At 62.7% G+C, this 25,673-nt stretch carries 30 protein-coding genes; 17 read left to right on the top strand and 13 right to left on the bottom strand.

Annotation, left to right across the window (positions count from 1 at the left end; genetic code table 11):
• Positions 1–13: 13 nt before the first annotated feature.
• Positions 14–1,237, top strand: a complete 1,224-nt coding sequence (locus tag NKH70_RS03090; RefSeq protein WP_352913027.1) for an argininosuccinate synthase — start codon at positions 14–16, stop codon at positions 1,235–1,237.
• Positions 1,238–2,036: 799 nt separating this feature from the next.
• Positions 2,037–2,417 (top strand): hypothetical protein, encoded by a 381-nt coding sequence (locus tag NKH70_RS03085; RefSeq protein WP_352913028.1) that lies wholly within the window; start codon positions 2,037–2,039, stop codon positions 2,415–2,417.
• A gap of 105 nt (positions 2,418–2,522) precedes the next feature.
• Here the strand turns inward: NKH70_RS03085 and NKH70_RS03080 are convergent, their stop codons facing one another.
• Complete coding sequence (locus NKH70_RS03080) at positions 2,523–3,323, bottom strand: lytic murein transglycosylase (protein WP_352466610.1); 801 nt, start codon at positions 3,321–3,323, stop codon at positions 2,523–2,525.
• A 185-nt stretch (positions 3,324–3,508) separates the two neighbouring features.
• Here NKH70_RS03080 and NKH70_RS03075 point away from each other — a divergent pair, with 185 nt between their 5' ends.
• From NKH70_RS03075 to rpsP, 7 genes are all read left to right on the top strand, one after another.
• Positions 3,509–4,756, top strand: a complete 1,248-nt coding sequence (locus tag NKH70_RS03075) for a flavin monoamine oxidase family protein (protein WP_352913030.1) — start codon at positions 3,509–3,511, stop codon at positions 4,754–4,756.
• A gap of 90 nt (positions 4,757–4,846) precedes the next feature.
• A complete protein-coding gene (locus tag NKH70_RS03070; RefSeq protein WP_352977040.1) occupies positions 4,847–5,941 on the top strand; it encodes a zinc-binding metallopeptidase family protein in 1,095 nt (364 codons plus the stop codon).
• 63 nt (positions 5,942–6,004) lie between these two features.
• Entirely contained in the window at positions 6,005–6,607 is a 603-nt protein-coding gene (locus tag NKH70_RS03065; protein ID WP_353024802.1) for a DUF1236 domain-containing protein, read from the top strand.
• Positions 6,608–6,754: 147 nt separating this feature from the next.
• Positions 6,755–7,717, top strand: coding sequence for a CPBP family intramembrane glutamic endopeptidase (locus tag NKH70_RS03060; protein ID WP_352913036.1), 963 nt, complete (start codon positions 6,755–6,757; stop codon positions 7,715–7,717).
• A gap of 410 nt (positions 7,718–8,127) precedes the next feature.
• Complete coding sequence (gene ffh / locus NKH70_RS03055) at positions 8,128–9,729, top strand: signal recognition particle protein (RefSeq protein WP_352719391.1); 1,602 nt, start codon at positions 8,128–8,130, stop codon at positions 9,727–9,729.
• 7 nt (positions 9,730–9,736) lie between these two features.
• Positions 9,737–10,063 carry a chorismate mutase gene (locus tag NKH70_RS03050; RefSeq protein WP_352913038.1) on the top strand — a complete coding sequence of 109 codons (327 nt, stop codon included), beginning with the start codon at positions 9,737–9,739 and terminating at the stop codon, positions 10,061–10,063.
• Between the two features lie 50 nt (positions 10,064–10,113).
• A complete protein-coding gene (gene rpsP, locus NKH70_RS03045) occupies positions 10,114–10,515 on the top strand; it encodes a 30S ribosomal protein S16 (RefSeq protein WP_352913040.1) in 402 nt (133 codons plus the stop codon).
• Between the two features lie 72 nt (positions 10,516–10,587).
• On the opposite strand, the gene NKH70_RS03040 is transcribed toward rpsP, so the two are convergent.
• Both NKH70_RS03040 and NKH70_RS03035 read right to left on the bottom strand, forming a co-directional pair.
• A complete protein-coding gene (locus NKH70_RS03040; protein ID WP_352466510.1) occupies positions 10,588–10,851 on the bottom strand; it encodes a YMGG-like glycine zipper-containing protein in 264 nt (87 codons plus the stop codon).
• A 184-nt stretch (positions 10,852–11,035) separates the two neighbouring features.
• Positions 11,036–11,446 (bottom strand): DoxX family protein, encoded by a 411-nt coding sequence (locus tag NKH70_RS03035; RefSeq protein WP_352913042.1) that lies wholly within the window; start codon positions 11,444–11,446, stop codon positions 11,036–11,038.
• Between the two features lie 257 nt (positions 11,447–11,703).
• Here NKH70_RS03035 and NKH70_RS03030 point away from each other — a divergent pair, with 257 nt between their 5' ends.
• Positions 11,704–12,114: an ACT domain-containing protein gene (locus NKH70_RS03030; RefSeq protein ID WP_352913044.1), complete on the top strand. Its 411-nt coding sequence runs from the start codon at positions 11,704–11,706 to the stop codon at positions 12,112–12,114.
• Between the two features lie 134 nt (positions 12,115–12,248).
• On the opposite strand, the gene NKH70_RS03025 is transcribed toward NKH70_RS03030, so the two are convergent.
• The 3 genes from NKH70_RS03025 to NKH70_RS03015 all read right to left on the bottom strand — a co-directional run bounded on the left by NKH70_RS03025 (position 12,249) and on the right by NKH70_RS03015 (position 14,727).
• Entirely contained in the window at positions 12,249–12,926 is a 678-nt protein-coding gene (locus NKH70_RS03025) for a hypothetical protein (RefSeq protein ID WP_352913046.1), read from the bottom strand.
• Positions 12,927–13,442: 516 nt separating this feature from the next.
• Positions 13,443–14,477 carry an aspartate-semialdehyde dehydrogenase gene (locus NKH70_RS03020; RefSeq protein ID WP_023680535.1) on the bottom strand — a complete coding sequence of 345 codons (1,035 nt, stop codon included), beginning with the start codon at positions 14,475–14,477 and terminating at the stop codon, positions 13,443–13,445.
• A 106-nt stretch (positions 14,478–14,583) separates the two neighbouring features.
• The gene (locus tag NKH70_RS03015) at positions 14,584–14,727 is read right to left on the bottom strand and encodes a hypothetical protein (protein WP_352719394.1); all 144 of its coding nucleotides are present in this window, start codon (positions 14,725–14,727) and stop codon (positions 14,584–14,586) included.
• Positions 14,728–14,928: 201 nt separating this feature from the next.
• Between NKH70_RS03015 and NKH70_RS03010 the strand changes: the two genes are divergently transcribed.
• The 3 genes from NKH70_RS03010 to NKH70_RS03000 all read left to right on the top strand — a co-directional run bounded on the left by NKH70_RS03010 (position 14,929) and on the right by NKH70_RS03000 (position 18,291).
• Complete coding sequence (locus NKH70_RS03010; RefSeq protein ID WP_352719395.1) at positions 14,929–16,761, top strand: DEAD/DEAH box helicase; 1,833 nt, start codon at positions 14,929–14,931, stop codon at positions 16,759–16,761.
• Between the two features lie 83 nt (positions 16,762–16,844).
• Complete coding sequence (locus NKH70_RS03005) at positions 16,845–17,558, top strand: DUF805 domain-containing protein (protein WP_352719396.1); 714 nt, start codon at positions 16,845–16,847, stop codon at positions 17,556–17,558.
• A gap of 70 nt (positions 17,559–17,628) precedes the next feature.
• Positions 17,629–18,291 carry a DUF805 domain-containing protein gene (locus NKH70_RS03000; protein ID WP_352913049.1) on the top strand — a complete coding sequence of 221 codons (663 nt, stop codon included), beginning with the start codon at positions 17,629–17,631 and terminating at the stop codon, positions 18,289–18,291.
• On the opposite strand, the gene NKH70_RS02995 is transcribed toward NKH70_RS03000, so the two are convergent.
• The 6 genes from NKH70_RS02995 to leuD all read right to left on the bottom strand — a co-directional run bounded on the left by NKH70_RS02995 (position 18,281) and on the right by leuD (position 22,494).
• The gene (locus NKH70_RS02995) at positions 18,281–18,766 is read right to left on the bottom strand and encodes a GNAT family N-acetyltransferase (RefSeq protein ID WP_352719398.1); all 486 of its coding nucleotides are present in this window, start codon (positions 18,764–18,766) and stop codon (positions 18,281–18,283) included. The genes NKH70_RS03000 and NKH70_RS02995 overlap by 11 nt on opposite strands.
• A 4-nt stretch (positions 18,767–18,770) precedes the next feature.
• Positions 18,771–19,874: a 3-isopropylmalate dehydrogenase gene (leuB, locus tag NKH70_RS02990; RefSeq protein WP_352719399.1), complete on the bottom strand. Its 1,104-nt coding sequence runs from the start codon at positions 19,872–19,874 to the stop codon at positions 18,771–18,773.
• 137 nt (positions 19,875–20,011) lie between these two features.
• Positions 20,012–20,362, bottom strand: coding sequence for a VOC family protein (locus NKH70_RS02985; protein WP_352719430.1), 351 nt, complete (start codon positions 20,360–20,362; stop codon positions 20,012–20,014).
• A 51-nt stretch (positions 20,363–20,413) separates the two neighbouring features.
• Complete coding sequence (locus NKH70_RS02980; RefSeq protein ID WP_352719400.1) at positions 20,414–20,797, bottom strand: RidA family protein; 384 nt, start codon at positions 20,795–20,797, stop codon at positions 20,414–20,416.
• A gap of 124 nt (positions 20,798–20,921) precedes the next feature.
• On the bottom strand, positions 20,922–21,833 hold the full coding sequence (locus tag NKH70_RS02975) for an Ivy family c-type lysozyme inhibitor (protein ID WP_352719401.1): 912 nt from the start codon (positions 21,831–21,833) through the stop codon (positions 20,922–20,924).
• A gap of 55 nt (positions 21,834–21,888) precedes the next feature.
• The gene (gene leuD, locus NKH70_RS02970) at positions 21,889–22,494 is read right to left on the bottom strand and encodes a 3-isopropylmalate dehydratase small subunit (RefSeq protein WP_292663076.1); all 606 of its coding nucleotides are present in this window, start codon (positions 22,492–22,494) and stop codon (positions 21,889–21,891) included.
• 167 nt (positions 22,495–22,661) lie between these two features.
• Here leuD and NKH70_RS02965 point away from each other — a divergent pair, with 167 nt between their 5' ends.
• The 4 genes from NKH70_RS02965 (at position 22,662) to NKH70_RS02950 (ending at position 24,464) form a co-directional block, all read left to right on the top strand.
• On the top strand, positions 22,662–23,087 hold the full coding sequence (locus NKH70_RS02965; protein ID WP_352466522.1) for a GNAT family N-acetyltransferase: 426 nt from the start codon (positions 22,662–22,664) through the stop codon (positions 23,085–23,087).
• A 92-nt stretch (positions 23,088–23,179) separates the two neighbouring features.
• Positions 23,180–23,491 (top strand): ArsR/SmtB family transcription factor, encoded by a 312-nt coding sequence (locus tag NKH70_RS02960; RefSeq protein WP_352491684.1) that lies wholly within the window; start codon positions 23,180–23,182, stop codon positions 23,489–23,491.
• Complete coding sequence (locus NKH70_RS02955) at positions 23,491–23,937, top strand: SRPBCC family protein (RefSeq protein WP_352470856.1); 447 nt, start codon at positions 23,491–23,493, stop codon at positions 23,935–23,937. The genes NKH70_RS02960 and NKH70_RS02955 overlap by 1 nt, the downstream gene beginning before the upstream one ends.
• A gap of 38 nt (positions 23,938–23,975) precedes the next feature.
• Positions 23,976–24,464 carry an SRPBCC family protein gene (locus NKH70_RS02950; protein ID WP_352913054.1) on the top strand — a complete coding sequence of 163 codons (489 nt, stop codon included), beginning with the start codon at positions 23,976–23,978 and terminating at the stop codon, positions 24,462–24,464.
• 23 nt (positions 24,465–24,487) lie between these two features.
• Here the strand turns inward: NKH70_RS02950 and NKH70_RS02945 are convergent, their stop codons facing one another.
• Complete coding sequence (locus tag NKH70_RS02945; RefSeq protein WP_352913056.1) at positions 24,488–25,654, bottom strand: NAD(P)/FAD-dependent oxidoreductase; 1,167 nt, start codon at positions 25,652–25,654, stop codon at positions 24,488–24,490.
• Positions 25,655–25,673 lie beyond the last annotated feature (19 nt).

Below are 25,673 nucleotides of genomic sequence, written 5' to 3'. Positions count from 1 at the left end.
GGAACCGCCCACCATGTCGAAAGCAAAAGCCGTCAAGAAAGTCGTGCTCGCCTATTCCGGCGGCCTTGACACCTCGATCATCCTGAAATGGCTGCAGACCGAGCTCGGCGCCGAGGTCGTCACCTTCACCGCCGATCTAGGCCAGGGTGGCGAACTGGAGCCGGCCAGGCGCAAGGCCGAGATGATGGGCATCAAGGATATCCGCATCGTCGATGTCCGCGAGGAGTTCGTATCCGATTTCGTCTTTCCGATGTTCCGCGCCAACGCTGTCTATGAAGGCACGTATCTGCTCGGCACCTCGATCGCCCGGCCACTGATCTCGAAACATCTTGTCGAAATCGCCAGGGAGACCGGCGCCGACGCGATCGCCCATGGCGCCACCGGCAAGGGCAACGACCAGGTGCGTTTCGAGCTCTCGGCCTATGCGCTCAACCCCGACATCAAGGTCATCGCGCCCTGGCGCGACTGGTCGTTCAAGTCGCGCACCGACCTCATCAACTTCGCCGAGCAGCACCAGATCCCGGTGCCGAAGGACAAGAAGGGCGACGCACCCTTCTCGGTCGATGCCAACCTGCTGCACTCCTCCTCCGAGGGCAAGGTGCTGGAAGACCCTTGGAGCGAGCCGCCGGAATTCGTCCACCAGCGCACCATCTCGCCGATGGATGCGCCCGATGAGGTCACCGAGATCGAGATTGAATTCCTCAAGGGCGATCCGGTTGCGCTCAACGGCAAGAAGCTGTCGCCGGCGACGATGCTGGCGGCGCTGAACGATCTCGGCCGCGACAATGGCATCGGCCGGCTCGACCTGGTCGAGAACCGTTTCGTCGGCATGAAATCGCGCGGTGTCTACGAGACCCCCGGCGGCACCATCCTGATATCGGCCCACCGGGCGATCGAATCGATCACGCTCGACCGCGGAGCCGCCCATCTCAAGGACGAGTTCATGCCGCGCTACGCCGAGCTCATTTACAACGGCTTCTGGTTCGCGCCCGAGCGGCTGATGCTGCAGGCGATGATCGACAAGAGCCAGGAAGACGTCGAAGGCACGGTGCGGCTAAAACTCTACAAAGGCAACGTCATGATCATCGGCCGCAAGTCGAGGAAGACGCTCTATTCCGATGCGCTGGTCACCTTCGAGGACGACCGCGGCGCCTACGATCAGAAGGACGCCGAAGGCTTCATCCGCCTCAACGCGCTCAGGCTGCGCACGCTGGCGGCGCGCAACCGCAAGGGCTGATATTCCAACAGGCCAAATGCTTAGACGAGTTAGGAACCCGGTGAATACGCCAGGTTTTATTTGGCGTACCTAATATAATCGAGGCCGCGCTCTCAGATCGTTTCCTGTTTGACCTTTTCGATGGTTTAATCTTACTTGTCTTGCGGATCGGAGGGCTTTGACAAGTGAAAAACAGAATTTTTCTTATGCTTGCGGCGGTGGCCGTCTTTACCGGATGTCAATCGACGCAACCCCCGTCGGGGCAAACATCCAAATTCCATACCTGCAAAAGTTTTGACGGCCCCTTCCAGATTCCCGCTTCCCAGCAATGCCCGTTGAGCGGCTACGCGCAGGGTCCCCGAGTCCCGACAGTCATCGGGGGCAAGCCAAAGGCGGCTACCCCGGCCCCGCTGAACTCCAAATTCCGTACCTGCAAAAGTTTTAACGGCCCCTTCCAGATTCCCGTTTCCCAGCAATGCCCGTTGAGCGGCTACGCGCAGGATTCCGGAGTCCCGGTAGTCATCGAGGGCAAGCCAAAAGCGGCCACCCCGGCGCCATGACGCTCAAGTTTCGCACCTGCAACGGTGTTGACGGCACCTTCCAGGCTCCCGTTTCACAGAAATGCCCCTTGAGTGGCTACGCGCATTATTGAGAGTGATATGCCCAGGCGCCTGGCCACTCTTAGAACCGGTTTCCTGCCCGCGTTGGCTGTTCTCGCGAACTTGGCTGTCGCCAAAGCCAACGACTATGACCCCGCCTCGCTCGACCTCGCGTCGCTGATTGAATGCAGGGCCGACGTGCCGGCCTATAGCGGGTCGCCTTGTGGCTGAGCGGTGAGCCCGGCGCGGCGGAAAAACTTGGCTGGAAGGAAGTTCCCGCCGGCAGTCCCTTCCTCCGGCAATATCAGTTGCCTGTCCCGGTCCACGTCTTCGGGCGCGAGACGGCGTCCGTCGTCTTTGCCGCAACCGGGCCGATGGCGGTGTTTGACGGCGTTTCCGCACCGGACCTTGCCCGCGAGCTCGGCATCACACCCGAACTCGCGACACCGGACAAATTCCTTGGCGAGAAGGTGCTCGTTGAAAGCAGCGAGGAAGCCGACGGCATAACATTTTCCACGCGCATTGCGCTCAATGTCTCAACCGTTGATTCACATCCCGGCAAGGTGCTCGCCGGCTGCTCCTACGCGCTCGACGTGAAATAGAAAGCCCGGCGCGTGGCCGGGCTTTCTGCCGAAGAGCAATTCCAGGAAAAGTGTGAAACGGTTTCTGTCCGGAATTGCGTTAAAACAAAGCTCTAGAGTTTTCTGTCAGTCGGCATCGATCGCCGTGGCCATGCGGGCGATGGCCTGTTGATAGACGCTCGCCGAATTCCAGCCAGCAATTGCGCCGATATTCGCCTGCGCGCTGGCGCCCGGCCGCCAACCATGACCCTTGAGGAAGTTGGCGGTGGAAGCCAACGCAGTGCTCTTGTCGCGCAGATTTTTGTTGCCTACGCCATACGTCAACACATTTCCGGGCAGGAACTGCGTGTGGCCAATCTCGCCATGCGCGGCACCAACCGACGAGGCGCTCAGCGCTCCGCGATCAACCAGCTTCAGGGCTGCAATGGCATGCGGATAGAAGAACTCCGGACGGCGGCAATCATAGGCAAGCGTTAAAATGGCAGAGACCGTATTCTGGTTGCCCATGGCGGAACCGAAGCCCGTCTCCATACCCCAGATGGCGAGCAACACACCCGGCGACACGCCGTAGGTCCCTTCGATCTTGTCGAACAGCGCAGCATTGGCCTTCTTCAGCGCACGGCCCCTGGCAATGATCGCGGACGCGCCACGGCGCTTCATGAAAGCTTCCACCGAGCCGCTGAAAGCCTTATGGATGGCGCGGTCGACGGAGATCGTCTTTGTCGCGTAGGTTGCGCGAGCCAGAGCGGCCAGACCCTTCGAGCCGACACCGTCGGCCTTGGCCTCCGCGGCAAACTCCGGTTTCCACGCCTCGAAGCCGGCGCCGTTTTTGCCACAACTGGCCGCCGCCTGCGCGCCCGTCGCCAGCGCAAGCACCGCCACCACCGTGGCCACTACAAACATCTTCCCCTTGGCAAGAAATGCCATGCTGCTCTCCTGGTTGCCTGAATCACGTTCCCAATTGCGAATTTGCCAGCGAAACACCTGCTTGTCACTGTCCCGGCGCTGCGCCGATGCACTCAATACAGCAGGAACTTCAAATCCACCACACTGGCGGATGTCCGGGAATTTGCCTACGATCAAGTAATTATTGTGGCGGGGACAGAATAAGCATGGAAGACGTTGATGTCGTGATCATCGGTGCCGGTTCGGCCGGACTTTCAGCTGCCAAGACCCTGCGCGCCGCCGGTTTTTCCTTCAAATTGTTAGAAGCGATGAACCGCATCGGCGGCCGCGCCTGGACCAGCGACCAGCATTTCGGCGTGCCGTTCGACATCGGCTGCGCCTGGCTGCATGCCGCAGACCGCAACCCTTACTTTCCCGAGGCGAAAGCCGCCGCCTGGACACTTCATCGCCACGACATGAATGTCGATCATCTCTATTACCGTGAGCGAAAGGCAAGCGAAGCCGAAGAGGCCGCGATGAAGGTGGCCGACGCAAGGCTGTTCGAACTGGTGGCGGCACATCAGGTGAGGGAAGGCGACGATGATCGCCTTTCGGCGTTGCTCGCCAAGGGACACGCGCCGCGCGCCGCCGCAACCTTCGCCGGGCCGATGGATTTCGGCGCCGACGAGGACGAGATATCGATCCGCGACTTTCACGCCGCCGCCGATCTCGATCCGAACTATTTCACCAGGGAAGGCTTCGGTACGCTGGTTGCCCGCTTCGGTGCCGACGTGCCGGTGGAGCTGTCGACACCGGTGCGCAAGATCATCTGGGATGGGCCGGGCGTAGCCTGCGTCACCGATCGCGGCACCATCCGCGCCAAGGCTATCGTCGTCACCGCCTCGCCGGCAGTGCTCGCCTTCGAGGAGATTGCGTTCTCGCCTGCACTCCCCGATGCGCATTTCGCTGCCTTCTTCGACCTGCCGATGGGCATGCTGACCAAGCTGCCGGTCGAAATATCCGGTACAAGGCTCGGCCTGGAGCCGTTCGACGATTTGCTGATCGAGCGGCTGGCCAGGCACGACATCTACTTCCTCTGCTTTCCCTTCGACCTCGATCTGATGGTCGGTTTCGTCGGCGGCGATTTCGCCTGGGAGATGTCGGCGGCTGGCGAGGCGGCCGGCATCGACTTCGTCGTCGACCGGCTCTGCGGCATCTTCGGCGGCGACGTGCGAAAACATGTCGGACGCGCGATGATGACCAATTGGGGCGCAGAGCGGTTCGTGCGCGGCGCCTATGCGGCGGCGCGGCCCGGCCGTTCGCAAGCGCGCGCCACGCTGATGCAGCCGGTGGCGAAAAAGATCTTCTTCGCCGGCGAGCATTTGGCCGGTCCGCTGATGCAGACCTGCGGCGGCGCCAGGCTATCGGGCGAGGCAGTGGCCAAGGAGGTCGTCGCCCAGCTTGCGGCAAAATAGCATCGGCCGGCAGGAACGCGGGCAGCTGACAGGCGTTTGGCGTTCTCCTGCTCGCATCGTCCTCCGCATTTCGAATGATTTGAGACGCCAATGAAGCTTTTCGACTGCCCGCATTGTGGCCACCGTCTCTATTTCGAGAACGCGCAATGCCTGAACTGCGCCAGCCTCGTGCTCTACGATCCCGAGCATGCGCGCTTCGCGCTGTCCGGCGCCGATGCCTTTCACTGCACCAACGCCGACGAATCCGCCTGCAACTGGATGGCGGAGCCCGGCCACGCCTTCTGCCGCGCCTGTGCGCTGAACCAGTTGATCCCGGATCTGTCGGTCGACGGCAATCGCCGCCGCTGGATCCGTGTCGAGGCGGCAAAGAAGCGTGCCGTCTATTCGCTGCTCGCCTTCGGCCTGCCGGTCGCACCCAAGCAGAACCCTGGCGACGAGATCGGCCTTGCGTTCGATTTTCTTGCCGATCCGATCGGTGGCGGTCCCGGCGGCGAGCGCATCCTGACCGGCCATGACAACGGCCTGATCACGCTCAACGTCGCCGAGGCGGACTCGGCTGAGCGCGAGCGGCGGCGCGTCGAGATGGGCGAGAACTACCGCACGCTGCTCGGCCATTTCCGCCACGAGCTCGGCCATTACTATTGGGACCGCCTGATTCGCGACGATCCGCAGAAGCTTGCCGGTTTTCGCGCCTTGTTCGGCGACGAACGCGCCGACTACGAACAAGCGCTGAAAACCTATTATGCCGATGGCGCGCCGCCCGACTGGCAGCAGCGGCATATTTCGGCCTATGCGACGTCGCACCCATGGGAGGACTGGGCCGAGACATGGGCGCATCACATGCACATCACCGACACACTGGAGATGGTGCATGCCCTGAATTTCCCGCTCGGCCGGCTGGAGACCGTCGAAGCCAACGAGCTGCCGCGCGCCGACACCGGCGGCGAGCTGCAGCCGGCACCATCGGAACCCGCCGCCAGGCCAGAGCCTTTCGAAAGGATTCTCGACCGCTGGCTGGTGCTGTCGGAGGCGTCCAACTCGATCAACCGCTGCATGGGCCTGCCCGATCTCTATCCCTTCGTCATCTCGGACGTGGCGGCGCAAAAACTTGCTTTTGTTCACGAGCTTTTGACCGACCTGCCGAAAACTACTGGAACAAATCGTGAGCCGGCCGAAGCCTTTTAGCCGGAACGCATGCGGCTTTGCTTCGTTTTCGGTCCCGAGGGACTGTGAAACGGAGAGAAAACCATGAAACGCATATTGCTTCCGGTGGTGGCCGGAGCGCTCATAGCGATGTCGGGCTCTGCTTTGGCCGACACTGCGGTCTCGGCCATCACCGATCTCAATGTACGCGCCGGCCCCGGGCCGCAATATCCGGTCATCGGTGTGCTCGCCGCCGGCCAGTCGGCGACGCTCGACGGCTGCATCGCCAATAGCAAATGGTGCACCATCGCCGAGGCCAACGGCCAGGGCTGGGTCTATTCCGACTATGTGACGGCCGATTTCGGCGGCAGCCGTGTGGTCCTGACACAGCGTCCGGCCAGCGCCGACATTGCCGTCGTGACACCGCCTGCCGATAGCGCCGAATATTCCGACACCTATACCGGAGCGATCGTTGCCGGCGAGGCAATCGAGCCCATCCGGCGGCCACCGGCGGAAATCCGCACCTATGTCGAAACGAACCGGCTCGATCCGGTCTATCTCGAGGGTGAGGTGGTTACCGGCGCGACTTTGCCCGACACCGTCGAGCTGCGCGAGATACCCGATTATGATTATCGCTACGTCTATGTGAACGGCCAGCCGGCGCTGGTCGATCCGAGCAGCCGGCGTATCGTGTACGTCGTGCGCTGACGATACAAACAGGGCGGTCGCCCTGTAACGGCGGCCGCTCGCACTGCCGACATTGCCACAAGCCGGTATTGCCGCTGCAATACCGGTTTCCACATTGGGGCCGATGTCCTAGACCTTGCGAGCCGAAGCACCAGCCAGCGAGCCCGCGTGATCATCGACCCAACCGCCTTCCAACAGTTCCGGCACACCGCCAACAACAAGACCACCTTGCCGCGCCTTGTGCTTGGAACGGTGGTCGTCGTCCTGTTCTGGCTCGGAACCACTGCCGCCGTGCTGTTCGGCGGCACCTATGCCTTTGCCGTGTGGCAGGCGTCGTCAGGCACCGCGCCGCCAGGGGTGGTGCAGGATTTCATGGCCTCTCCCGCGGGCATCCTCGCGGCGCTGGCTTCATTTGCCGGAATCTGGCTCGGCCTTTGGGCTGCCATGCGCTGGATCCATCGCGAGAAGCTGACGGTCCTGATCGGCGTCAGCCGGCGCATTTCATGGTCGGGGTTCCTGAAAGGGTTGGCCGCGGTGCTGATCACCTCGCTGCTTTCCGAGATCCTGCTTTATGGTTTGCAGCCCGACATCGCGCGCGGCGCGATCGGCCTGTCCTCGTGGCTTTTGTTCCTGATCCCGATCGCCGCCCTGACCTTTCTGCAGACCTCGTCGGAGGAGATGCTGTTTCGCGGTTATCTGCTCAGGGGTCTGGCCAGCCGGTTCCAGAACCCATTCATCTGGGCGCTGCTGCCGGGATTGCTGTTCACCTCGCTACATTGGAGCCCAGGTTCGAGCCCCGCGATTAATGCCTGCGTGCTGGCCTCGATCGCCGCCTTTGCGCTGTTGCTGACGCTTCTGGTCTACGCAACCGGCAATCTCGGTGCCGGCTTTGGCGCCCATCTCGGCAACAATCTGACCGGCTTCCTGCTGATTTCGCATCAGCAAAGCTATAATTCTTTCGCCCTGTTCAACGCCAAGCCGCTCGAAGCCGCCGGTTGGACGACTTTAGATGCCGCCCTCATCGCTGCGATCGGCATCGTCAGCAGCCTGTTGACCGTTTTGCTGCTTTTGCATCCGCGCTCGCCGCTGAAGGTCGAGCCGGATATGGCCCGCGCCAGCAGCGTGCGCTGATGCGCCTTGCCTGGTCGTTCTGAGCATATCTGGCGCAAAGCTTGACCAAAGCTTGACTCTGCGGGTGATTTCCTGTCTACACGCCGCGAATTCCGCGACGAGTATTCCTCCGAGCAAACCGACCGGGACGCCGAAACCTCTTTGAGGTGAAGTGCTGTAAATCGATCCCGGAGGCCAACACCCGGCAGCGCTGTGCGCCCCCGGGTGCTTTTTGGCTTTGGGCTTTGCCCGGACCGGCTTTTGCTTGGACAGTTGGCGCGAACGCATTACCTCTCGGGCATCATCCGGGTGCCAGGGAAAAGGAAAAAGAATGTTTGAATCGCTACAGGAACGCACAAGAGGCGTGGAGGGCCATCGGCCCGACAGGGATCAAAATGAATCCAAGGCGCTGTCGCGCGGCGGGTTGACCAATGTTTGAGTCCCTACAAGAGCGCCTTGGCTCCATCCTGAACGGCCTCACCGGCCGCGGCGCCTTGTCGGAGGCTGATGTCTCGGCGGCGCTGCGCGAGGTTCGCCGTGCGTTGCTCGAGGCCGACGTGGCGCTGGAAGTGGTGCGTTCGTTCACCGACAAGGTGCGCGAGAAGGCCGTCGGCGCCGCCGTGGTCAAGTCGATCAAGCCCGGCCAGATGGTCGTCAAGATCGTCCATGACGAGCTGGTCGAGATGCTCGGCGCCGAGGGCGTCGCCATCGACCTCAATGCACCGGCTCCGGTCGTCATCATGATGGTCGGCTTGCAGGGTTCCGGCAAAACGACGACCTCGGCCAAGATCGCCAGGCGCCTCACCGACCGTCAAAACAAGAAGGTCTTGATGGCCTCGCTCGACACGCGGCGTCCCGCCGCGCAAGAGCAGCTCCGCCAGCTCGGCGAGCAGGTCAAGGTCGCCACATTGCCGATCGTCGCCGGCCAGACGCCGGTCGATATCGCCCGCCGCGCCGTGCAGGCTGCCAAGCTCGGCGGCCATGACATCGTCATCCTCGACACTGCCGGCCGCACCCATATCGACGAGCCGTTGATGGTCGAGATGGCCGACATCAAGAAGATGTCGTCGCCGCACGAGATCCTGCTGGTCGCCGATTCGCTGACCGGCCAGGACGCCGTCAATCTGGCAAAAAGCTTCGACGAGCGCGTCGGCATCACCGGCCTCGTGCTGACCCGCATGGACGGCGACGGGCGCGGTGGTGCGGCGCTCTCGATGCGTGCCGTCACCGGCAAGCCGATCAAGCTGATCGGCACCGGCGAAAAAATGGACGCGCTGGAGGAATTCCACCCCAAGCGCATCGCCGACCGCATTCTCGGCATGGGCGACATCGTCAGCCTCGTCGAAAAAGCAGCCGAGAACATCGACGCCGAACAGGCGGCGGCGATGGCCAGGAAGATGCAGTCGGGCAAGTTCGACCTGAACGACCTCGCCGGCCAGCTTCAGCAAATGTCGAAAATGGGCGGCATGGGCGGCATCATGGGCATGATGCCCGGTATGGGCAAGATGAAGGACCAGATGGCCGCCGCCGGTCTCGACGACAAGATGTTCGGCCGCCAGCTCGCCATCATCTCGTCGATGACCAAGGCCGAGCGCGCCAACCCCGATATTCTGAAGCACTCGCGCAAGAAGCGCATCGCCGCCGGCTCGGGTACCGACGCGGCCGAAATCAACAAGCTGTTGAAGATGCATCGCGGCATGGCCGACATGATGAAGGCGATGGGCGGCAAGGGCAAAGGCGGCGGCCTGATGCGCGGCATGATGGGCGGCCTCGCTTCCAAGATGGGGCTTGGCGGCATGATGCCTGGCGGCGCAGGCGGCATGATGGGCGGCGGCATGCCGGACCTCTCCAAGATGGACCCCAGGCAGCTCGAAGCCTTGCAGAAGCAGGCGCAGGCGGCCGGGCTCGGCGGCATGAAGGGCCTGCCCGGTGGTCTTCCCGCCGGCGGTGGCCTGCCTGGGCTGCCCGGTGGCATGAAACTTCCCGGCCTGCCGGGCGGTGGCGGGCTGCCTGGCCTCGGCAAGAAGAAGTGAGGGCGCCATGAACGAAGAGAAGGACATGGCGGACGCGCGTGCGGCGCTGGCCAATTATCGCGCCTCGATCGACAATATCGACGCGGCGCTGATCCACATGCTGGCCGAGCGCTTCCGCTGCACCAAGGCGGTCGGCGTGCTGAAGGCGGAACATGGCCTGCCGCCTGCCGACCCGGCGCGCGAGCAGGAGCAGATCGCCCGTCTTCGCCAACTGGCCAAGGACGCCTATCTCGACCCGGATTTCGCGGAGAAATTCCTGAACTTCGTCGTCCGCGAAGTGATCCGCCATCACGAGCAGATCGCCGCATCCAACGGCGTGACGAAAACCGGCTGAGGACCAGCCACCAACCGATCAACCAAATCAGAGCTTTTAGGAGAAAAGAAATGCCACTGAAAATCCGATTGGCCCGTGCGGGCTCGAAGAAGCGTCCCTATTACCATGTCGTCGTCGCCGACGCGCGTTCGCCGCGCGACGGTCGTTTCATCGAGTCGCTCGGCTCGTGGAATCCGCTGCTGCCCAAGGACGGCGAACGCGTCAAGGTCGACGCCGAGCGCGTCAAGCATTGGCTGTCGCATGGCGCCCAGCCGACCGACCGCGTGCTGCGCTTCCTCGATGAAGCCGGCATCGCCAAGCGCGAAGCCCGCTCCAACCCGAAGAAGGCCGAGCCCGGCAAGAAGGCGCAGGAGCGCGCAGCCTTGCTGAAGAAGGCTCAGGAAGATGCCGCCGCGGCCGTTGCCGCCGCTGCAGCCGCGCCGGCCGAGGGGGAAGCCGCCAGCGCCGAATAAATCATCTCCACAACCACGAAACGGCGGGCCTTGCCCGCCGTTTCGCTATTGCATCCATATGATGCGGCCCGATCAATAGCCTTCCGGGCAGCTCGCAACGTAGACACGACCGTTGCGATCGCGATAGCGGCATTGGCCGCTTTCGCTGGCACGGCCAATCAGCGCACCGGCCAAGGCGCCGGCCGCACCGCCGATCACCGCGCCCTGGGTCGGGTTGCCGGCCACCGCAGCGCCGACCGCCGCACCGCCCAGGCCACCAACTGCCGCGCCTTGCTCAGTACGGGAGCAGGCGCCGAGCGGCACCAGCAAGGCCATCAAAATCATCACCTTTTTCATTGTCGTTCCTCTCCAACAGGGTGCCGTCCTCGCCGCTGCACCCCCTAACTCGCAACCAGGCGATTTGATCCAAAGAAGAAGATCGGCTGCCGCCCGGCGGCGCTCAATTTGATCCAAAGAGTAGAAAGGCGGACCGCGGCCGCTCTGGCGGCGTGGCCGCCATCGAACGGCTTCGAAGCCGCTGCTATTGGCTGAACGGGAATAACGCGCGCACCCTTGGATCGCGCAGATACAGGCCGCCCCAGAGGATGGCGCCGAGATAGACGCCGAACAGTATGTGCGAGAACAAAGGGCTGCCGATACGCACATGCGTGGCGATGGCGCCGCCGAGATAGGCGGTGAGCAGGATGGCGCCGAGCACCGAGGTGCGCGGCAGCGCGTAAAGCGCTGTCGAGACCAATCCAATGATGCCGAGCATGCGCGAGATATTGGCATCGGCCGGCCAGCCGAGCTGCACCATGGTTTGGGTGACGATTTCGAGCGGCGGTAGCTTGATGACGCCGTCGAAGATCATGAACAGCACGATGACGGCGCTGAGCACGCGGCCGGCCCACAGGGCACGCGATGAGACGGGTGCTGCCTGAGACATGGTCATTGATGTTCCCTCCGGTCGTTGTGAGCACTGGCTCCTTCGCCAGCTCGAACCAAGGACGCGGCCCATGACGGCGACCCGACATGCCTCCAGTTCTTTTTCACTCCGGGGGCGAACCTTGGGTGTGTACGTTCAGTCAGCAACGAACCTGGCCAAGTCCACCTTGCGGGGTGAGGTGGAGGGCGTTATTGAAAATCCGTAGGAGTGTCTTCCGAGCGCTCGACGGCAGCAGCCGCCTAATCGCACAACGAAAGCAACCGATGGCCGGAGAGACCGACCTGAAAAAGTTGCTGGCGGCAATGACGCCGGAATTACTTGCCGGCGTTCATGTCTTCACCACGTTGCCACCCGATGCGCCCGTTCCCGACAGGCTCCACCCGGTGATGCTGTTTCGCGAGCGCGAGGGCATGACGCTGATCGTGCTTGAAGACCATGCCAAGGCCGCTGGACTGAAAACCGTGTTCCGCTGCCGGATGCTGACGCTGAACATCCATTCGTCGCTGGAAGCGGTCGGCTTCCTCGCCGCCATCACCGCGCGACTGGCCACCGCCGGCATCGGCGTCAATCCGGTCTCGGCCTTCTACCACGATCACCTGTTCGTGCCCGCCGACCGGGCGGAGGAGGCGCTGGAGTTGCTGAGGAACCTCACCGCCGACAGCCGATCAGCATGATGTCAACGCCTGCATTGGCGCAGGCGTCGCCACCAAAGCAGACTAGGTGGATACAGAGGGAGCAATTAGAAAGTCCGGCCGGACCGTTTGCGAGGCGATCTGGCCAGCCAATTTATGTTCGCATCTGGCGCATTTTAATATTCGATCTTCAAATCGAGCTTGACCGCCTCTGTCCGCACCCCTGCAAGCTGGGCCACGCGGTCTCTTGCCCATGCCATCACTTCAGCGATGGTTGACAGACCGGGCGCGACCGCCTCAGGGGAGTGCTCCGGCTCTTCGCTATCCGCCTCTTCTTGAGGATTGGCGGCTAGTAGCTCGGGAATGGAGTAGATCGCTACACTCTTGTAGTGGTCAAGAATGCCGGTCCCGACGCTGGCGGCCAGACCGCGATTGTCTCGGTCGAGCCCAACCCACATGCCAAAATTGTCTTTGATCATCTGGCCTTCCTTTGAGCGGGCGGCGTAGTGGGCATTGAACCGCCTGCGCACGTCCTCGGCGGGGAAAATATAGACCTCGACATTTTCCGGGTCGTCCTTCGAGTCCACCGTTGCAACGATGACCGTCTCGACATCATCGAGGGTCTTCCACTTGGTGCCTCCCTCCAAGGGAGGGAAAGCGATGTAACGGTCGCGTGTGGTGCGGATAGACGCCGTCGTCGTCTTGCCGTCCTTGGTGATGTTCCAAATGTTTGACAGGCCCCGTCCCGGTACCCGAGTCAGGGAGTAGCCCTGCGCCTCCGCTGCCCTCTTCGCCGCTTCCACCAGCAAACGCCACTTAACCGTTTCAGAAAATCCGCTCAACAAATTAGCCATTGTAGTCGTCTCCGTTTACGGCGTGCTCGTTATGGGCCGCTCGATTGGGCTGTATATATGGTATGCCAAATTGTTTGTCAACGGTTTGCCATACGGTTTGAATTGATGCCGCTGCCAAATAGCTGACTTGGGCAATTGGCCCAAAGACAATTCAAACGGTTCAGCCTCAGTCTATGAGCCATGTCAAGCAGGGCGACAGGCCAGTCTGGGGCGGTTATCTGCCAAAGTGCACAGCTTAAGGATTTCAGGCCTGCGAGCGGAGAACCTGACGAGGGGTCGGAGGAGGCGCTGGAGTTGCTATTGGACCTGGCGGAGGAGAACCGGCTGTGACGCCGGCGCCTTGCTGCCTATTTGAGACGCCGGTGCTGCCCCTCATCCGCCTGCCGGCACCTTCTCCCCGTGAACGGGGAGAAGGGAGCTAACGGCCGAAGGCCGAGCCCGCGACTGCGGGCCGCCGGTTATCCGGCGCCCCCGCGGGGGCCAGCCGCGTAGCGGCGATACGGCCCGTGAGCGAAACTATGCCGCCTTCTTCTTCGGCTGGATCAGCCCGCGCTCGACCAGCAGCTCCGCGATCTGAACCGCATTCAGTGCCGCGCCCTTGCGCAGATTGTCGGAGACGATCCACATCGACAGGCCGTTGTCGATGGTCGAATCCTCGCGGATGCGCGAGATGAAGGTGGCGTCCTCGCCTGCCGATTCCAGCGGCGTGATGTAGCCGCCGTCCTCGCGCTTGTCGATGACCTGACAGCCCGGCGCCTCGCGCAGGATCTCGCGCGCCTCATCGGCGGTGATCGGCTTTTCGAACTCGATGTTGACCGCTTCTGAATGGCCGATGAACACCGGCACGCGCACGCAGGTCGCCGTCAGCTTGATCTTGGGGTCGAGCATTTTCTTGGTCTCGGCCACCATCTTCCACTCTTCCTTGGTGAAGCCGTCGTCGAGGAAGACGTCGATATGCGGGATGACGTTGAAGGCGATACGCTTGGTGAACTTCTTGACGTCGACCTGGTCGGCCACGAACACCGCGCGCGTCTGCGTGAACAATTCGTCCATGCCTTCCTTGCCGGCGCCGGAGACCGACTGGTAGGTGGCGACGACGACGCGCTTGATGGTGGCGGCGTCATGCAGCGGCTTCAGCGCCACGACCAGCTGCGCCGTCGAGCAGTTCGGGTTGGCAATGATGTTCTTGCGCGTGAACAGCGAAATCGCATCCGGGTTCACTTCCGGAACGATCAGCGGCACGTCCTGGTCGTAACGGAAGGCCGACGAATTATCGATGACGACGCAGCCCTGCTTGCCGATCTTCGGCGACCATTCCTTGGAGACGTTGCCGCCGGCCGACATGATGCAGATGTCGGTGTCGGAAAAATCATATTGGTCGAGCGCCCTGACCTTCAGCGTGCGGTCACCGAACGACACTTCCGTGCCCTGGCTGCGCCGCGAGGCCAACGCCACCACCTCGCTCACCGGAAAGCCGCGCTCTTCCAGTATGTTGAGCATTTCCCGGCCCACATTGCCCGTGGCGCCGACGATCGCAACCTTGAAACTCATCGAAATCTCCTGTCCCTCTCCGCTCGGTTTCTGGAGAAAACCCGCCGGCCGATGCGGGTTTCAACCCCCGGGCCGGACCCGGGAGAGGGTGGTTAGGCCAAGGGAATCAGACCGTTTTGGTGGTCGTTTTGCCGGTTTTTTTGAACGTGATTTTGCTGGAACGGAAAGACGCGCCGAAGCGTCCGGCCCAATGGTTCGCATTGGGGCCGGGGATGTCGAATGCAAGGGGCGCCATCAGAAGGCCGCGCATCGAAAACTATCCCGTTCGGTGCCGGCTTTTACGCGGTTTGCGTCCAGAGTCAATCGCAACCAGGCCGACCCGCCCGCCCTGTACAATGACGGCGGCACCAAGTACGAACGAGCATCGTCTGGCTCGTGGCGCCCGTCCGTGGCGCTTGCCGACATTTGACCCGTCGCCGGGTATTCAGAATCCGAATTTCGAAAGAGCAAGATGTCCAATTTCGAAGCTATTGTTCCCGCGCTGGCAAAGGCGCTGGAAAAACGCGGCTATGTCGAGCTGACGCCGGTGCAGAAGGCGGTTCTCGAGCTTGGCCAGGCCGATGCGCTGGTTTCGGCCCAGACCGGCTCCGGCAAGACCGTCGCCTTCGGTCTGGCTTTGGCGCCGACGCTGCTCGATGGCGCGGAGCGCTTTTCCCATGCCGCGGCACCTTTGGCGCTGGTCGTGGCGCCGACGCGGGAACTGGCCTTGCAGGTGACGCGCGAGCTGGAATGGCTCTATGAGCTGACCGGGGCAGCGATAGCGTCCTGCGTCGGCGGCATGGACATGCGCACCGAACGGCGCGCGCTGGAGCGTGGCGCCCATATCGTCGTCGGCACGCCCGGCCGCCTGCGCGACCACATCACCCGCAACTCGCTCGACATGTCTGAGCTCAAGGCAGTCGTACTCGACGAGGCCGATGAGATGCTCGATCTCGGCTTTCGCGAGGATCTGGAATTCATCCTCGATGCTGCCCCTGCCGAGCGCCGCACGCTTATGTTTTCCGCCACTGTGCCACGCTCTATCGCCACTCTGGCCAAGGGCTACCAGCGCGATGCCGTGCGCATCTCGGCCTCCGGCGAGGAAAAGCAGCATCTCGACATCGAATACCGGGCGCTGAGCGTCGCCCAGGCGGACCGCGAAAACGCCATCATCAACGTGCTGCGCTTTTACGAGGCCAAGAACGCGCTGGTGTTCTGCAACACGCGCGCCGCCGTCAACCATTTGACGGCGCGCTTCAACAACCGCAACTTTTCCGTCGTGGCGCTGTCCGGCGAGCTTAGCCAGAACGAGCGCAGCCACGCGCTGCAGGCGATGCGCGACGGCCGCGCCAAGGTCTGCATCGCCACCGACGTGGCGGCACGCGGCATCGACCTGCCCAATCTCGAGTTGGTGATCCATGCCGACCTGCCGACCAACCCGGAGACGCTCCTGCACCGAAGCGGGCGGACGGGACGGGCGGGCCGCAAGGGCGTCAGCGCGCTGATCGTGCCCAATAATGCCCGCAAGCGCACCGAGCGGCTGCTGCAAAGTGCCGGCCTTGCGGCGACCTGGGCGAGCCCGCCCTCCGCCGACGACGTGATACGGCGCGATGACGAGCGCATTCTCGCCGACCCGGTCTTCAGCGAGCCTATGAAGGATGAGGAGCGCGGCTTCGTCGAGGCGCTTCTCGATCAGCACGGGCCCGAACAGGTCGCCGCCGCCTTCGTACGGACGTGCCGCTCCAGCCGCTCGGCGCCGGAGGACCTTCTCGACGTGGCACCGTTCACGCCGTCGGGCGAAAAATTTGCGCGCCGGGAAGAGGCACCGAGCCGCCGCGACGATTTCGGCGACAGCGTCTGGTTTTCGCTGTCGGTTGGACGCCGGCAGAATGCCGAGCCGCGCTGGCTGATACCGATGCTGTGCCGGACAGGCGGCATCTCCAAGCGCGAGATCGGCGCCATCAAGATGCAGCCGGAAGAAACCTTCGTGCAGATCGCAGCGGACTGGGCCGAGCGTTTTCTGGCGGCGATCGGTCCCGACCGCAAGCTGCAGGGCAACATCGCGGTCAAGCGGTTGGACGGCACGCCCGATCTGTCGCGGGCCGGCTATCAGGAGCCACGGCCCGACAAGAAGCCGCACCGCGGCAAGCGGACATTCGATCAAAACGCGCCCAAATTCGAGAAGCGCGCACCGGCTGACAAGCGCCCGGCATTCGAGGCAAAGCCCTGGGCCGGCAAGCCGGCCAAGGCGAAGTTCGAAGGCGGACCGGCGAAACACAAGAAATCGAAGAAACGGCCGGGGTAAATAGCCGGCCCTTCCATTTCGTGCACGCCCCTTGCGGTCTGCCGGAACTTTGCCCAGTCTGGCAGCGGGCAAGGGAGCAGCACATGCGCGGCGAAGTGCTTCACTATGATGAAGACGAGGGCTTCGGTTTCATCACCGGAGCCGACGGCAACCGCTACACTTTGGCGCGCGAAGATTTGCGCCGCGAAGCATCGGTTGCCGGAGGCACGACCGTCGAATTCCAGCCGGCTGGCGGACGGGCACGCGATGTTTTTTTGATCCGCGCCCAACCTGCCGGCGCGCCCGCCGAAGCCCCCACTGCAACCGCCGCGCCATCTCAGGCCGGAAATGCGCCCGGGGTACGTCAGCCGCAACATTTCGGCCGGTCCGCTGAAAACCATACCGCCGAATCCACCGGCCTGTGGAGCTACTTCTTGCTGGGCCTGACCGAAAATTATTTCAACTTCGCCGGCCGTGCACGCCGCAAGGAATATTGGGGTTATTGTTTGTTCTGGACGATTGCGCTGATCGTGGTCATAGGGCTCGGCGTCTTCATCGACGACGCCATGGGCAATCTCGACAACAGTGAATTGCCGGCAGTGACGGTCGGCCTCTGCGGCCTCTTCCTGCTGGCGACAGCCCTGCCGTGGTTCGGGCTCAACGTGCGTCGCCTGCACGATATCGGCCTGACCGGCTGGCTCTTCCTGCTTTTCCTGATCCCGACCTTCGGCGGCCTGATCATCCTGATCTTTGCGCTGATCCCGACCCAGTCGCGCGAAAACCAATGGGGTTCGGTGCCGGCGGGTGTCGGGGTTTAACTTTAACGCGCATCTTGCAATTGTATGCAACTTTAAATAGCATAGCTGCGACGCAATCCAGGGGCAGGCAATGCGCGGCGCAGTGTTTCACTACGACGAGGATCAGGACTACGGCTACATCAACGGAGCGGACGGCAAGCGCTATATCTTCGCGCGTGAGGATGTGAGCCAGGGAGTGTCGCTTGCTAGGGGCGCGCTTGTCGAGTTCCGAGCGGACGACAGGACGGCGCACGATATCGTCGCCATAACGGCAGCAGCGAGCGATACCTCGCCGTCACGCGCGGCACAACCGCAACGGCCTGGCCGTGCCGCCGAAAATCAGCCGGCCCGATCCATGGGCTTATGGGCCTATTTCCGGCGCGCGCTAGTCTACGACTATCGCAATTTCACCGGCCGCGCTCGCCGCAAGGAGTTCTGGGGGTTCTATATCTGCTCGATCGTCGTGCTCGTCGCGCTGTCCGGATTCGGCATTCTCCTCAACCTGGCGATAGGCGGTTTCGGTGACGGCCCAAGGACGTCGATCGGCTACCTTCCTGCTTTGTTTTTCGTACTGGCAATGATGCTGCCGTTAATCGCGCTTATCGTGCGCCGTCTGCACGACATTGGGCTAACCGGATGGCTTGCCTTGCTTTGCTTCACTCCGGCTGGCGTGACCTTTCTCATCCTCGGATTGGTTCCGTCTCAATTTGGCGAAAATCGCTGGGGCGCGATGCCGGCCGGCGTCACGGCTTAGCGACCGCCTTCAGCGCCTCGCTCGAAAGCCTGAGGAAGACTTTCTGGCCGTGGCGCTCCGCGCCGAGCCCGTCGTAGAAGCGCAGCGCACCCTCGTTCCAGTCCTCGGTGGTCAGGTCGATGCGGCCGATGCCCTCGCGCAGGCAATGGCCGGCGAGGAATACCATCAGCGCTCGACCGACACCGCCATCGCGGGCGGTATCGCGCACGAACAGGTCCTTGAGGAACAGCAGCCGCTCGAGATCGATGCCGGGATGCGCGATCGCAACCGAGGCCAGCCCGCAAACTTCGCCATCGACGAAGGCGAGCGCAAAATGCGGATAGGCCGGGCTTTCGTCGCCAAGCCATTTCTGCGCCGCCGACAAAGTCTGGCTGGCGTCGAGTGGCGGCTGCCGGTAATGCACCGCCATTTCGCAAAGCATGGTGGCGAGTGCCGCGGCATCCCCGGTCGTCGCCCAGCGGACGTCGACCGACATGGGATCAGCCCAGGAACTTGGCGATGATCGCGTCGCCCATCTCAGCGGTGCCGACCTCGGTCATCCCCGGTGAATGAATATCCCTGGTGCGCAAGCCCTGATCGAGAATGGCGGCGATCGCGCCTTCCAGCCGGTCGGCCTGTTCAACCATGCCGAAGGAATAGCGCATGCACATGGCGAAGGAGGCGATCATGGCGATCGGATTGGCGATGCCCTTGCCGGCGATGTCGGGCGCCGAGCCGTGCACCGGCTCGTAGAGCGCCTTGCGCTTTTTTGTCTTCGCATCCGGCGCGCCGAGCGAGGCCGACGGCAGCATGCCGATCGAGCCGGTCAGCATGGCGGCGATGTCGGACAGCATGTCGCCGAACAGATTGTCGGTGACGATGACGTCGAACTGCTTCGGCCAGCGCACCAACTGCATGCCGCCGGCATCGGCCAACATGTGATCGAGCTTGACGTCGGCATACCTGGCCTTGTGCGTCTGGGTGACGACCTCGTTCCACAGCACGCCTGATTTCATCACATTGCGCTTTTCCATCGAGGTGACGTGGTTCTTGCGCGTGCGTGCCAATTCGAAGGCAACACCCGAAATGCGCTCGATCTCGAACGTATCGTAGACTTGGGTGTCGATGCCGCGCTTCTGGCCGTTGCCGAGATCGATGATCTGCTTCGGCTCGCCGAAATAGACGCCGCCGGTGAGCTCGCGCACGATGAGGATATCGAGCCCCTCGACCACCTCCTGCTTGAGCGAGGAGGACGCCGCCAGCGCCGGATAGCAAATGGCGGGTCGAAGATTGGCGAACAGTTCCATGTCCTTGCGCAGCCGCAGCAGACCCGCCTCCGGGCGCACCTCGTAAGGCACCGCATCCCATTTCGGTCCGCCGACGGCGCCGAACAGCACCGCGTCCGCCGCCATTGCCTTGGCCATGTCGGCATCGGAAATCGCCGCGCCATGTGCGTCGTAAGCGCAACCGCCGACAAGGCCCTCATCGGTGACGAAATCGCTGCCGAGCTTGTCGTTCATGGCGGCGATCAGCTTCTTCACCTCGGCCATCGCCTCGGGGCCGATGCCGTCGCCGGCAAGCAGGAGAAGATTTTTCGAAGCCATGAGAACCGTCCTGATTGTGTCGTGAGCCGCGGCCTTGCTAAACGCCAAGCGGCCGGCGCGCAAGCCTGCGGTTCAGAGCATCGGACCCAAAAGTGGAAACCGGGTTTTGGGAGAATCCGATGCTCAAGCCAAAACGCCTACAGATGCGAGAGGATATTGACCAGCCTGCCGAACGGGTCGCGTACGAAGAAGCGCCGCACGCCCCAGGGTTCGTCCGCCGGACCGTATTCGATGGCAAAGCCGGCCGTCCTCATGCTTTCAAGCGCGGCATCGACGTCGTCGACCTCGATCGACAGGTCAGGCACCGGCGTTCCTGATCCCCCTTCGGCCATGAAACTGACCTGCACGGACATCGTCTCTTGCGAGCCATAGGTAGCGATCCAGCCCATATCCATCTTGAGATGGAGACCGAGCACATCCTGATAGAAGGGTTTTGCCGCCGCGATGTCCTGCGTGTCTATGTTTGCAACGATGCGTCTGACCTTCACCATGGGCCGATCCTCGTTCTAACCGTGTCGTTGTCGCAACCGTGACAGGCATCAGGCTGTGCGCCGCAGCGCCGTCACCTCGATCTCGATCTTCATTTCCGGCTTGTTGAGCTGGCACACGATCATCGTTGCTGCCGGCCTGATCTCGCCAAATGCCTCGCCGAGGATCGGGAACACCACGTCCACGAAAGCCGCATCGGTGATATAGTGATGTGCCTGCACCACGTCAGCCATTTCGAAGCCGCCATCTCGCAACGCCTTGGTGATCGTCGCCAGGCAATTGCGCGTTTGTGCCTCGACGGTCTCCGGCATCGACATGGTCGCATAATCGTAGCCGGTCGTTCCGGACACGAAACACCAGTCGCCCTGCACCACGGCGCGCGAATAGCCGGCGGTCTTCTCGAAGGGCGAACCGGTGGAGATCAGTTTTCGCATGGTGTCCTCCTTTTTTCAGCGTAGGCCGTTTGGTGAAAGCGGCGGTGACGGCCGATCTCCCCCCAAGTGGGGGAGATGTCCGGCAGGACAGAGGGGGGCGGGAAGGATCGCGGCAGAACGATTTCTAATTCGGTGACCCCAGCGCCTTGTCCAGCGCTTCCTTGATCTCGGCCGGCCAGCTATTCACCGCCGGCCACGCGTCCGGCTCGGGCTTGTCGCCGCGCCGGGCGAAATAGAGCTTGTGGTCGACGGGGTCGACCGCCATGAAGCCGTCATTGCCGCCGCAATCATGCGGCACGCAGCCGCTGGCAAAAAAGGCGCCCGACGCGGTTTTCTCGGTGCCGCCGCCGACCAGCAGGCTGGTCGCCATGTCGGGCATGTCCTTGCCGAGCAGCGTCTCGGCTTCCTTGTAGACCGCTTCATTGTGGAAGGCGTCGATGATGTTGTCGTATTTCGACGGATCGACGTCTTTCCAGTCGGTGCCCGGCTCCGGCATGTAGGTCAGATTGCCGGACGTCGTCAGTCCGTCCGTCGGCGACCATTGCAGCGCCGGCTTGGAATCGCCCGGCAGCAGATAGGGCACGAAATAGATCGCGCTGTCGGAGATCGCAGCCGGCGGTGCGCCGCATTCGTCCTGCTCGACCGTGGTCGTCTGGATCGCGCCGCCTTCCGGCTTCCACACGATCACCTTGGCCGGGCCGCATTGATTGCCGCCGTCGCCGACATCGACCAGCGCCACCTTGACGCCGCCGACCTCGACGATCTTGTCGAAGAAGACGTCGTAATTGCGCGCCAGTTCCTTGCCGTCGAAGGCGAGCACCCGTTCCCCGTACTCTTCCTCCTGGGTGATGGTCAGCTGGCCGCCCTCGAACGGGATCGGCGCCTGCTTGTCATCGTCGGCGGCGGCTGTGTCGCTGGCGCCTTGATCTGTCGCTGGCGCTTCCGTGGCGGGCGTCTGCGTCTGGGCATAGACGCTCGCCGGGGGCAGCAGCATCAGCGGCAGTCCGCAGGCAGCGGCAACAAGCAAGCGTGTCATCACATCCCTCCCGGACACTTGGCGTAGAGGCCGACCGTCGGCGCGGCTTTAGAGCCTATGCCCAGGGCCGCAGCTCGGCGTTCTTCTTCTCGAACGAAGCGATGGCGCCGGCCTTCTCCATGGTCAGGCCGATATCGTCGAGGCCGTTCAAGAGGCAGTGGCGCTTGAATTCGTCGAGGTCGAACTTGACCACGCCGCCGTCCGGCCCGCGGATTTCCTTGGCTTCGAGATCGACCGACAGCGTCGCGTTGGAACCACGCGAGGCATCGTCCATCAGCTTCTCCAGGTCTTCCGGGCTGACGGTGATCGGCAGGATGCCGTTCTTGAAGCAGTTGTTGTAGAAAATGTCGGCGAACGAGGTCGAGATGACGCAGCGGATGCCGAAATCGAGCAGCGCCCACGGCGCATGTTCCCGGCTCGAGCCGCAGCCGAAATTGTCGCCGGCGACCAGGATCTGCGCCTTGCGGTAGGCCGGCTTGTTGAGCACGAAGTCCGGATTTTCAGAACCGTCGTCCTTGTAGCGCATTTCGGCAAACAAGCCGGTGCCGAGCCCGGTGCGCTTGATCGTCTTGAGATAATCCTTGGGGATGATCATGTCGGTGTCGACATTGACGATCGGCATCGGCGCGGCGACGCCGGTGAGCTTGGTGAATTTTTCCATGGTTCTTGCCCGTCTTCTTCTCGTTGCGGGGAATTGCTGGCGCCCGGTTTACACAAAGCCGCGGGCAAATAAAAGGCGGCTGTTTTTGGACTTCCGTCGTCGATCGAAACACAAGATCGGTACAAAACAGCTTCAAAATCACCGGCCCATGGTGCACTTTTATCGACATGACAACGCGATCCAAGGTCCTCTACGCCAGCGAACCGGGCCTCGGCACCGCCGAGTTCCGCCGCGTGTTGGTGGAATCCGGCCTCGGCGCCAACCGCCCCGTCGATGACGACACCCGATTAAAGGCGATGTTGTCAGCGGCCAATTTGGTGCTCACCGCGCGTCTCGACACAGAAGGCAAGCCGCTGGTCGGCGTTGCCCGCGGTGTCACCGATTTCTCGTGGGTCTGTTACGTTTCCGAGCTCGCCGTTTGCAAAGCGGCGCAAGGGCTCGGCATCGGCAAGGGCCTTCTCGATGAAGCGCGGCGACAACTCGGGCCGTCCGTCGCCATCAGCCTGATCTCCATGCCCGACGCGGTCGGCTTCTACGAACGGATCGGCATGGAGCGCGTGTCCGACGCGTTCTGGTTCGGCCGCAAGCGCTGAAATCCACTTCCAGCGACCTCAACCTGCGCATCCTCGGCCAAGGTTCTGCCTCTTGACATGCAACCAAATGGTTGCATATTAGAGTCATGAGCATGGATGATGTCTTTCGCGCCTTGGCCGACCCGACACGCCGGCGATTGCTGGACAGCCTTCATGCCAGGAACGGGCAGACGCTGAACGCGCTGTGCGGTGAGATGGACATGACGCGCCAGGCGGTGACCAAGCATCTGGCGATTTTGGAAGAAGCAAACCTCGTCACCACCATCCGCAAGGGACGCGAGAAGCAACACTATCTGAATCCCGTTCCCATCAACGAGATCGCCGAACGCTGGATCGGCAAATTCGAGCGGGGGCGACTGGGCGCCCTCAGCGATTTGAAGAAACGTCTCGAAAGGGAAGACTGATGAGCAACATTTTCGTTTATGTCACCTACATCCGCACCTCGCCCGAAAAACTCTGGCAAGCACTGACCGAACCGGAGTTCCAGCGGCAATATTTCCTCGGCGCCCAGATGCTGAGCGATTGGAAACAAGGTTCGGCGTGGAAGATGGTTTACACCGACGGCCGCGTCACCGACAGCGGCGAGGTCCTCGAGATCGATCCACCCAAGCGCATCGTGCTCAAATGGCGCAACGAATTCATGCCCGAGGTCAAGGCGGACGGCTACACACGCTGCACCTTCGCCATCGAGCAGGAGGGCGAGATGATGAAGCTCGCCATCACACACGAAGCCGATGGGCCGCATAAGCTGCTCGGCCATGTGGCGAACGGCTGGCCGCTCATCCTGTCCAGCCTGAAGAGCCTGCTCGAAACCGGCAAAGGGCTGTCGCGCCCGGCGTCGAAGGCTTGAGGTCGTTTCGATAGCGAAACGTTTCTGGAGGACAGGTGATGCACGGTTCCGCGGTGCACAGCATGACCAATGGCGAGACCGTCATGGCGAGCGCCGATGTTTGCGCGCCGCCCGAGCGGATCTTTGACGCGCTCGTTACACGCGAGGTCGAGCGCTGGTGGGGGTCCGCCAAGACCTACCGGATGACCGGATGGACGGCCGACCTCCACGTTGGCGGCCGCTGGAGCGTCACCGTCGAGACGGCGGCTGGCAGACACCTGCCCGCCAGCGGTGAATTCCTGGAGATCGAGGGGCCGCGCCGGATCGTGCAGACGCGCAGATACGACTGGGACCATCCGACGCTTGGCCGCCGCGAAACCAAAGTCGCCTGGCTGCTGGAGCCGATCGCCGGCGGCACGCGCGTCACCATCTGTCATGGCGGCTTTGCCGGCCTCGCTGACGCCGCAACCGAGCATGCGGAAGGCTGGGGTAGGGTTCTGAGCTGGCTTCAGGCGTATCTTGGTGCAGGCGGCTTGGTGGCGGCTTAGCCCAACGGCCCTTCGCACAAGCGTTAAATTACATTCAATTCCCGAAACGGCCGCCCGTCGGCGATACGGCTGTACCCGAACGCCGAGCAATCCACCGTGCGATAGCCGCCATGCACGATCAGTTCCGCCAGCGCCTTGCCGACCGCCGGCGCCTGCTGCAAGCCGTGACCGGAAAAACCGTTGGCGAAGAGGAAATTACCGACCTCGGGATGCGGGCCGATCACCGCGTTCTGGTCGAGCGTGTTGTAGTCGTAATGGCCGACCCAGGCGCGCGTCGGCTTGATCGCCTCGAAGGCCGGAATGCGGGTCGCCAGCACCGGCCAGATCACCTCTTCGAACAGCGGCCAGTCGGGGTCGAAGTCGGCGGGGTCGGCCGGTCCTTCGCCCTCTTCTGGCTCGGCGCCGCCGGTGATGTAGACCGAGCCTTCCGGCCGGACATAGATGCCGCTTGGGTCGACCAGCAGCGGCATGTCCTCATATTTCTCTCGCGCCTCGAAGACGAAGACGTTGCGCTTGCGCGGCTCCACGGGCAGCGCCAGCCCGGCCATCGCTGCCACCTTGCCGGCATTCGGCCCGGCGGCGTTGACGACGGTGCCAGCCTCGAGCCGCTCGCCATTGTCGAGGGTCACACCGGCGACGCGCTTCCCCTGCCGCTTGATACCGGTCACCGACGCCGTGATGAAATCGATGTTTTTGCTTCGCAGTGCCTTGCGGAACAGCATCAGCATCGCATGCGCGTCGAACCAGCCTTCGCCGCTGCGGCCATAGGCGCCGGCGGAAATGCCCTCGACCGACAGCCACGGAAAGCGGTGGACGAGCGCCTCGGCATCCTCGAGCACGATGTCGGCGCCCTCGGCCATCTGCGCCTCGTGGTTGGCCCGCAGGATAGGCAGGCCGTTCTCGCCGGCAAGGATGAGGTAGCCGCCTTCGCGAAAGCCGATATCGGCGTCCGCGCCAAACTCTTCCCTGAGCCGCCGGAACAGTTTCAGCGTGAACTGCGACAGCCGGATGTTTTCCGGGATCGAGAACTGCTGGCGGATGGAGGCGCAGGACAGCGTGGTCGCGGCGCGGGAAAATTGCGGGTCGCGCTCGACAAGCGCGATCGAGCCCGAAAACCCTTCCTCGCGCAGATAATAGGCGACAGAGGAGCCGACGATGGCTCCGCCGATGATGACGATGTCGTAATGCACCTTTTTCGCCCTTCCGATC

The sequence above is a fragment of the Mesorhizobium sp. M0991 genome, assembly GCF_040318915.1.
GTDB lineage: Bacteria > Pseudomonadota > Alphaproteobacteria > Rhizobiales > Rhizobiaceae > Mesorhizobium.
This window is presented reverse-complemented; position numbering and strand designations above follow the sequence as displayed.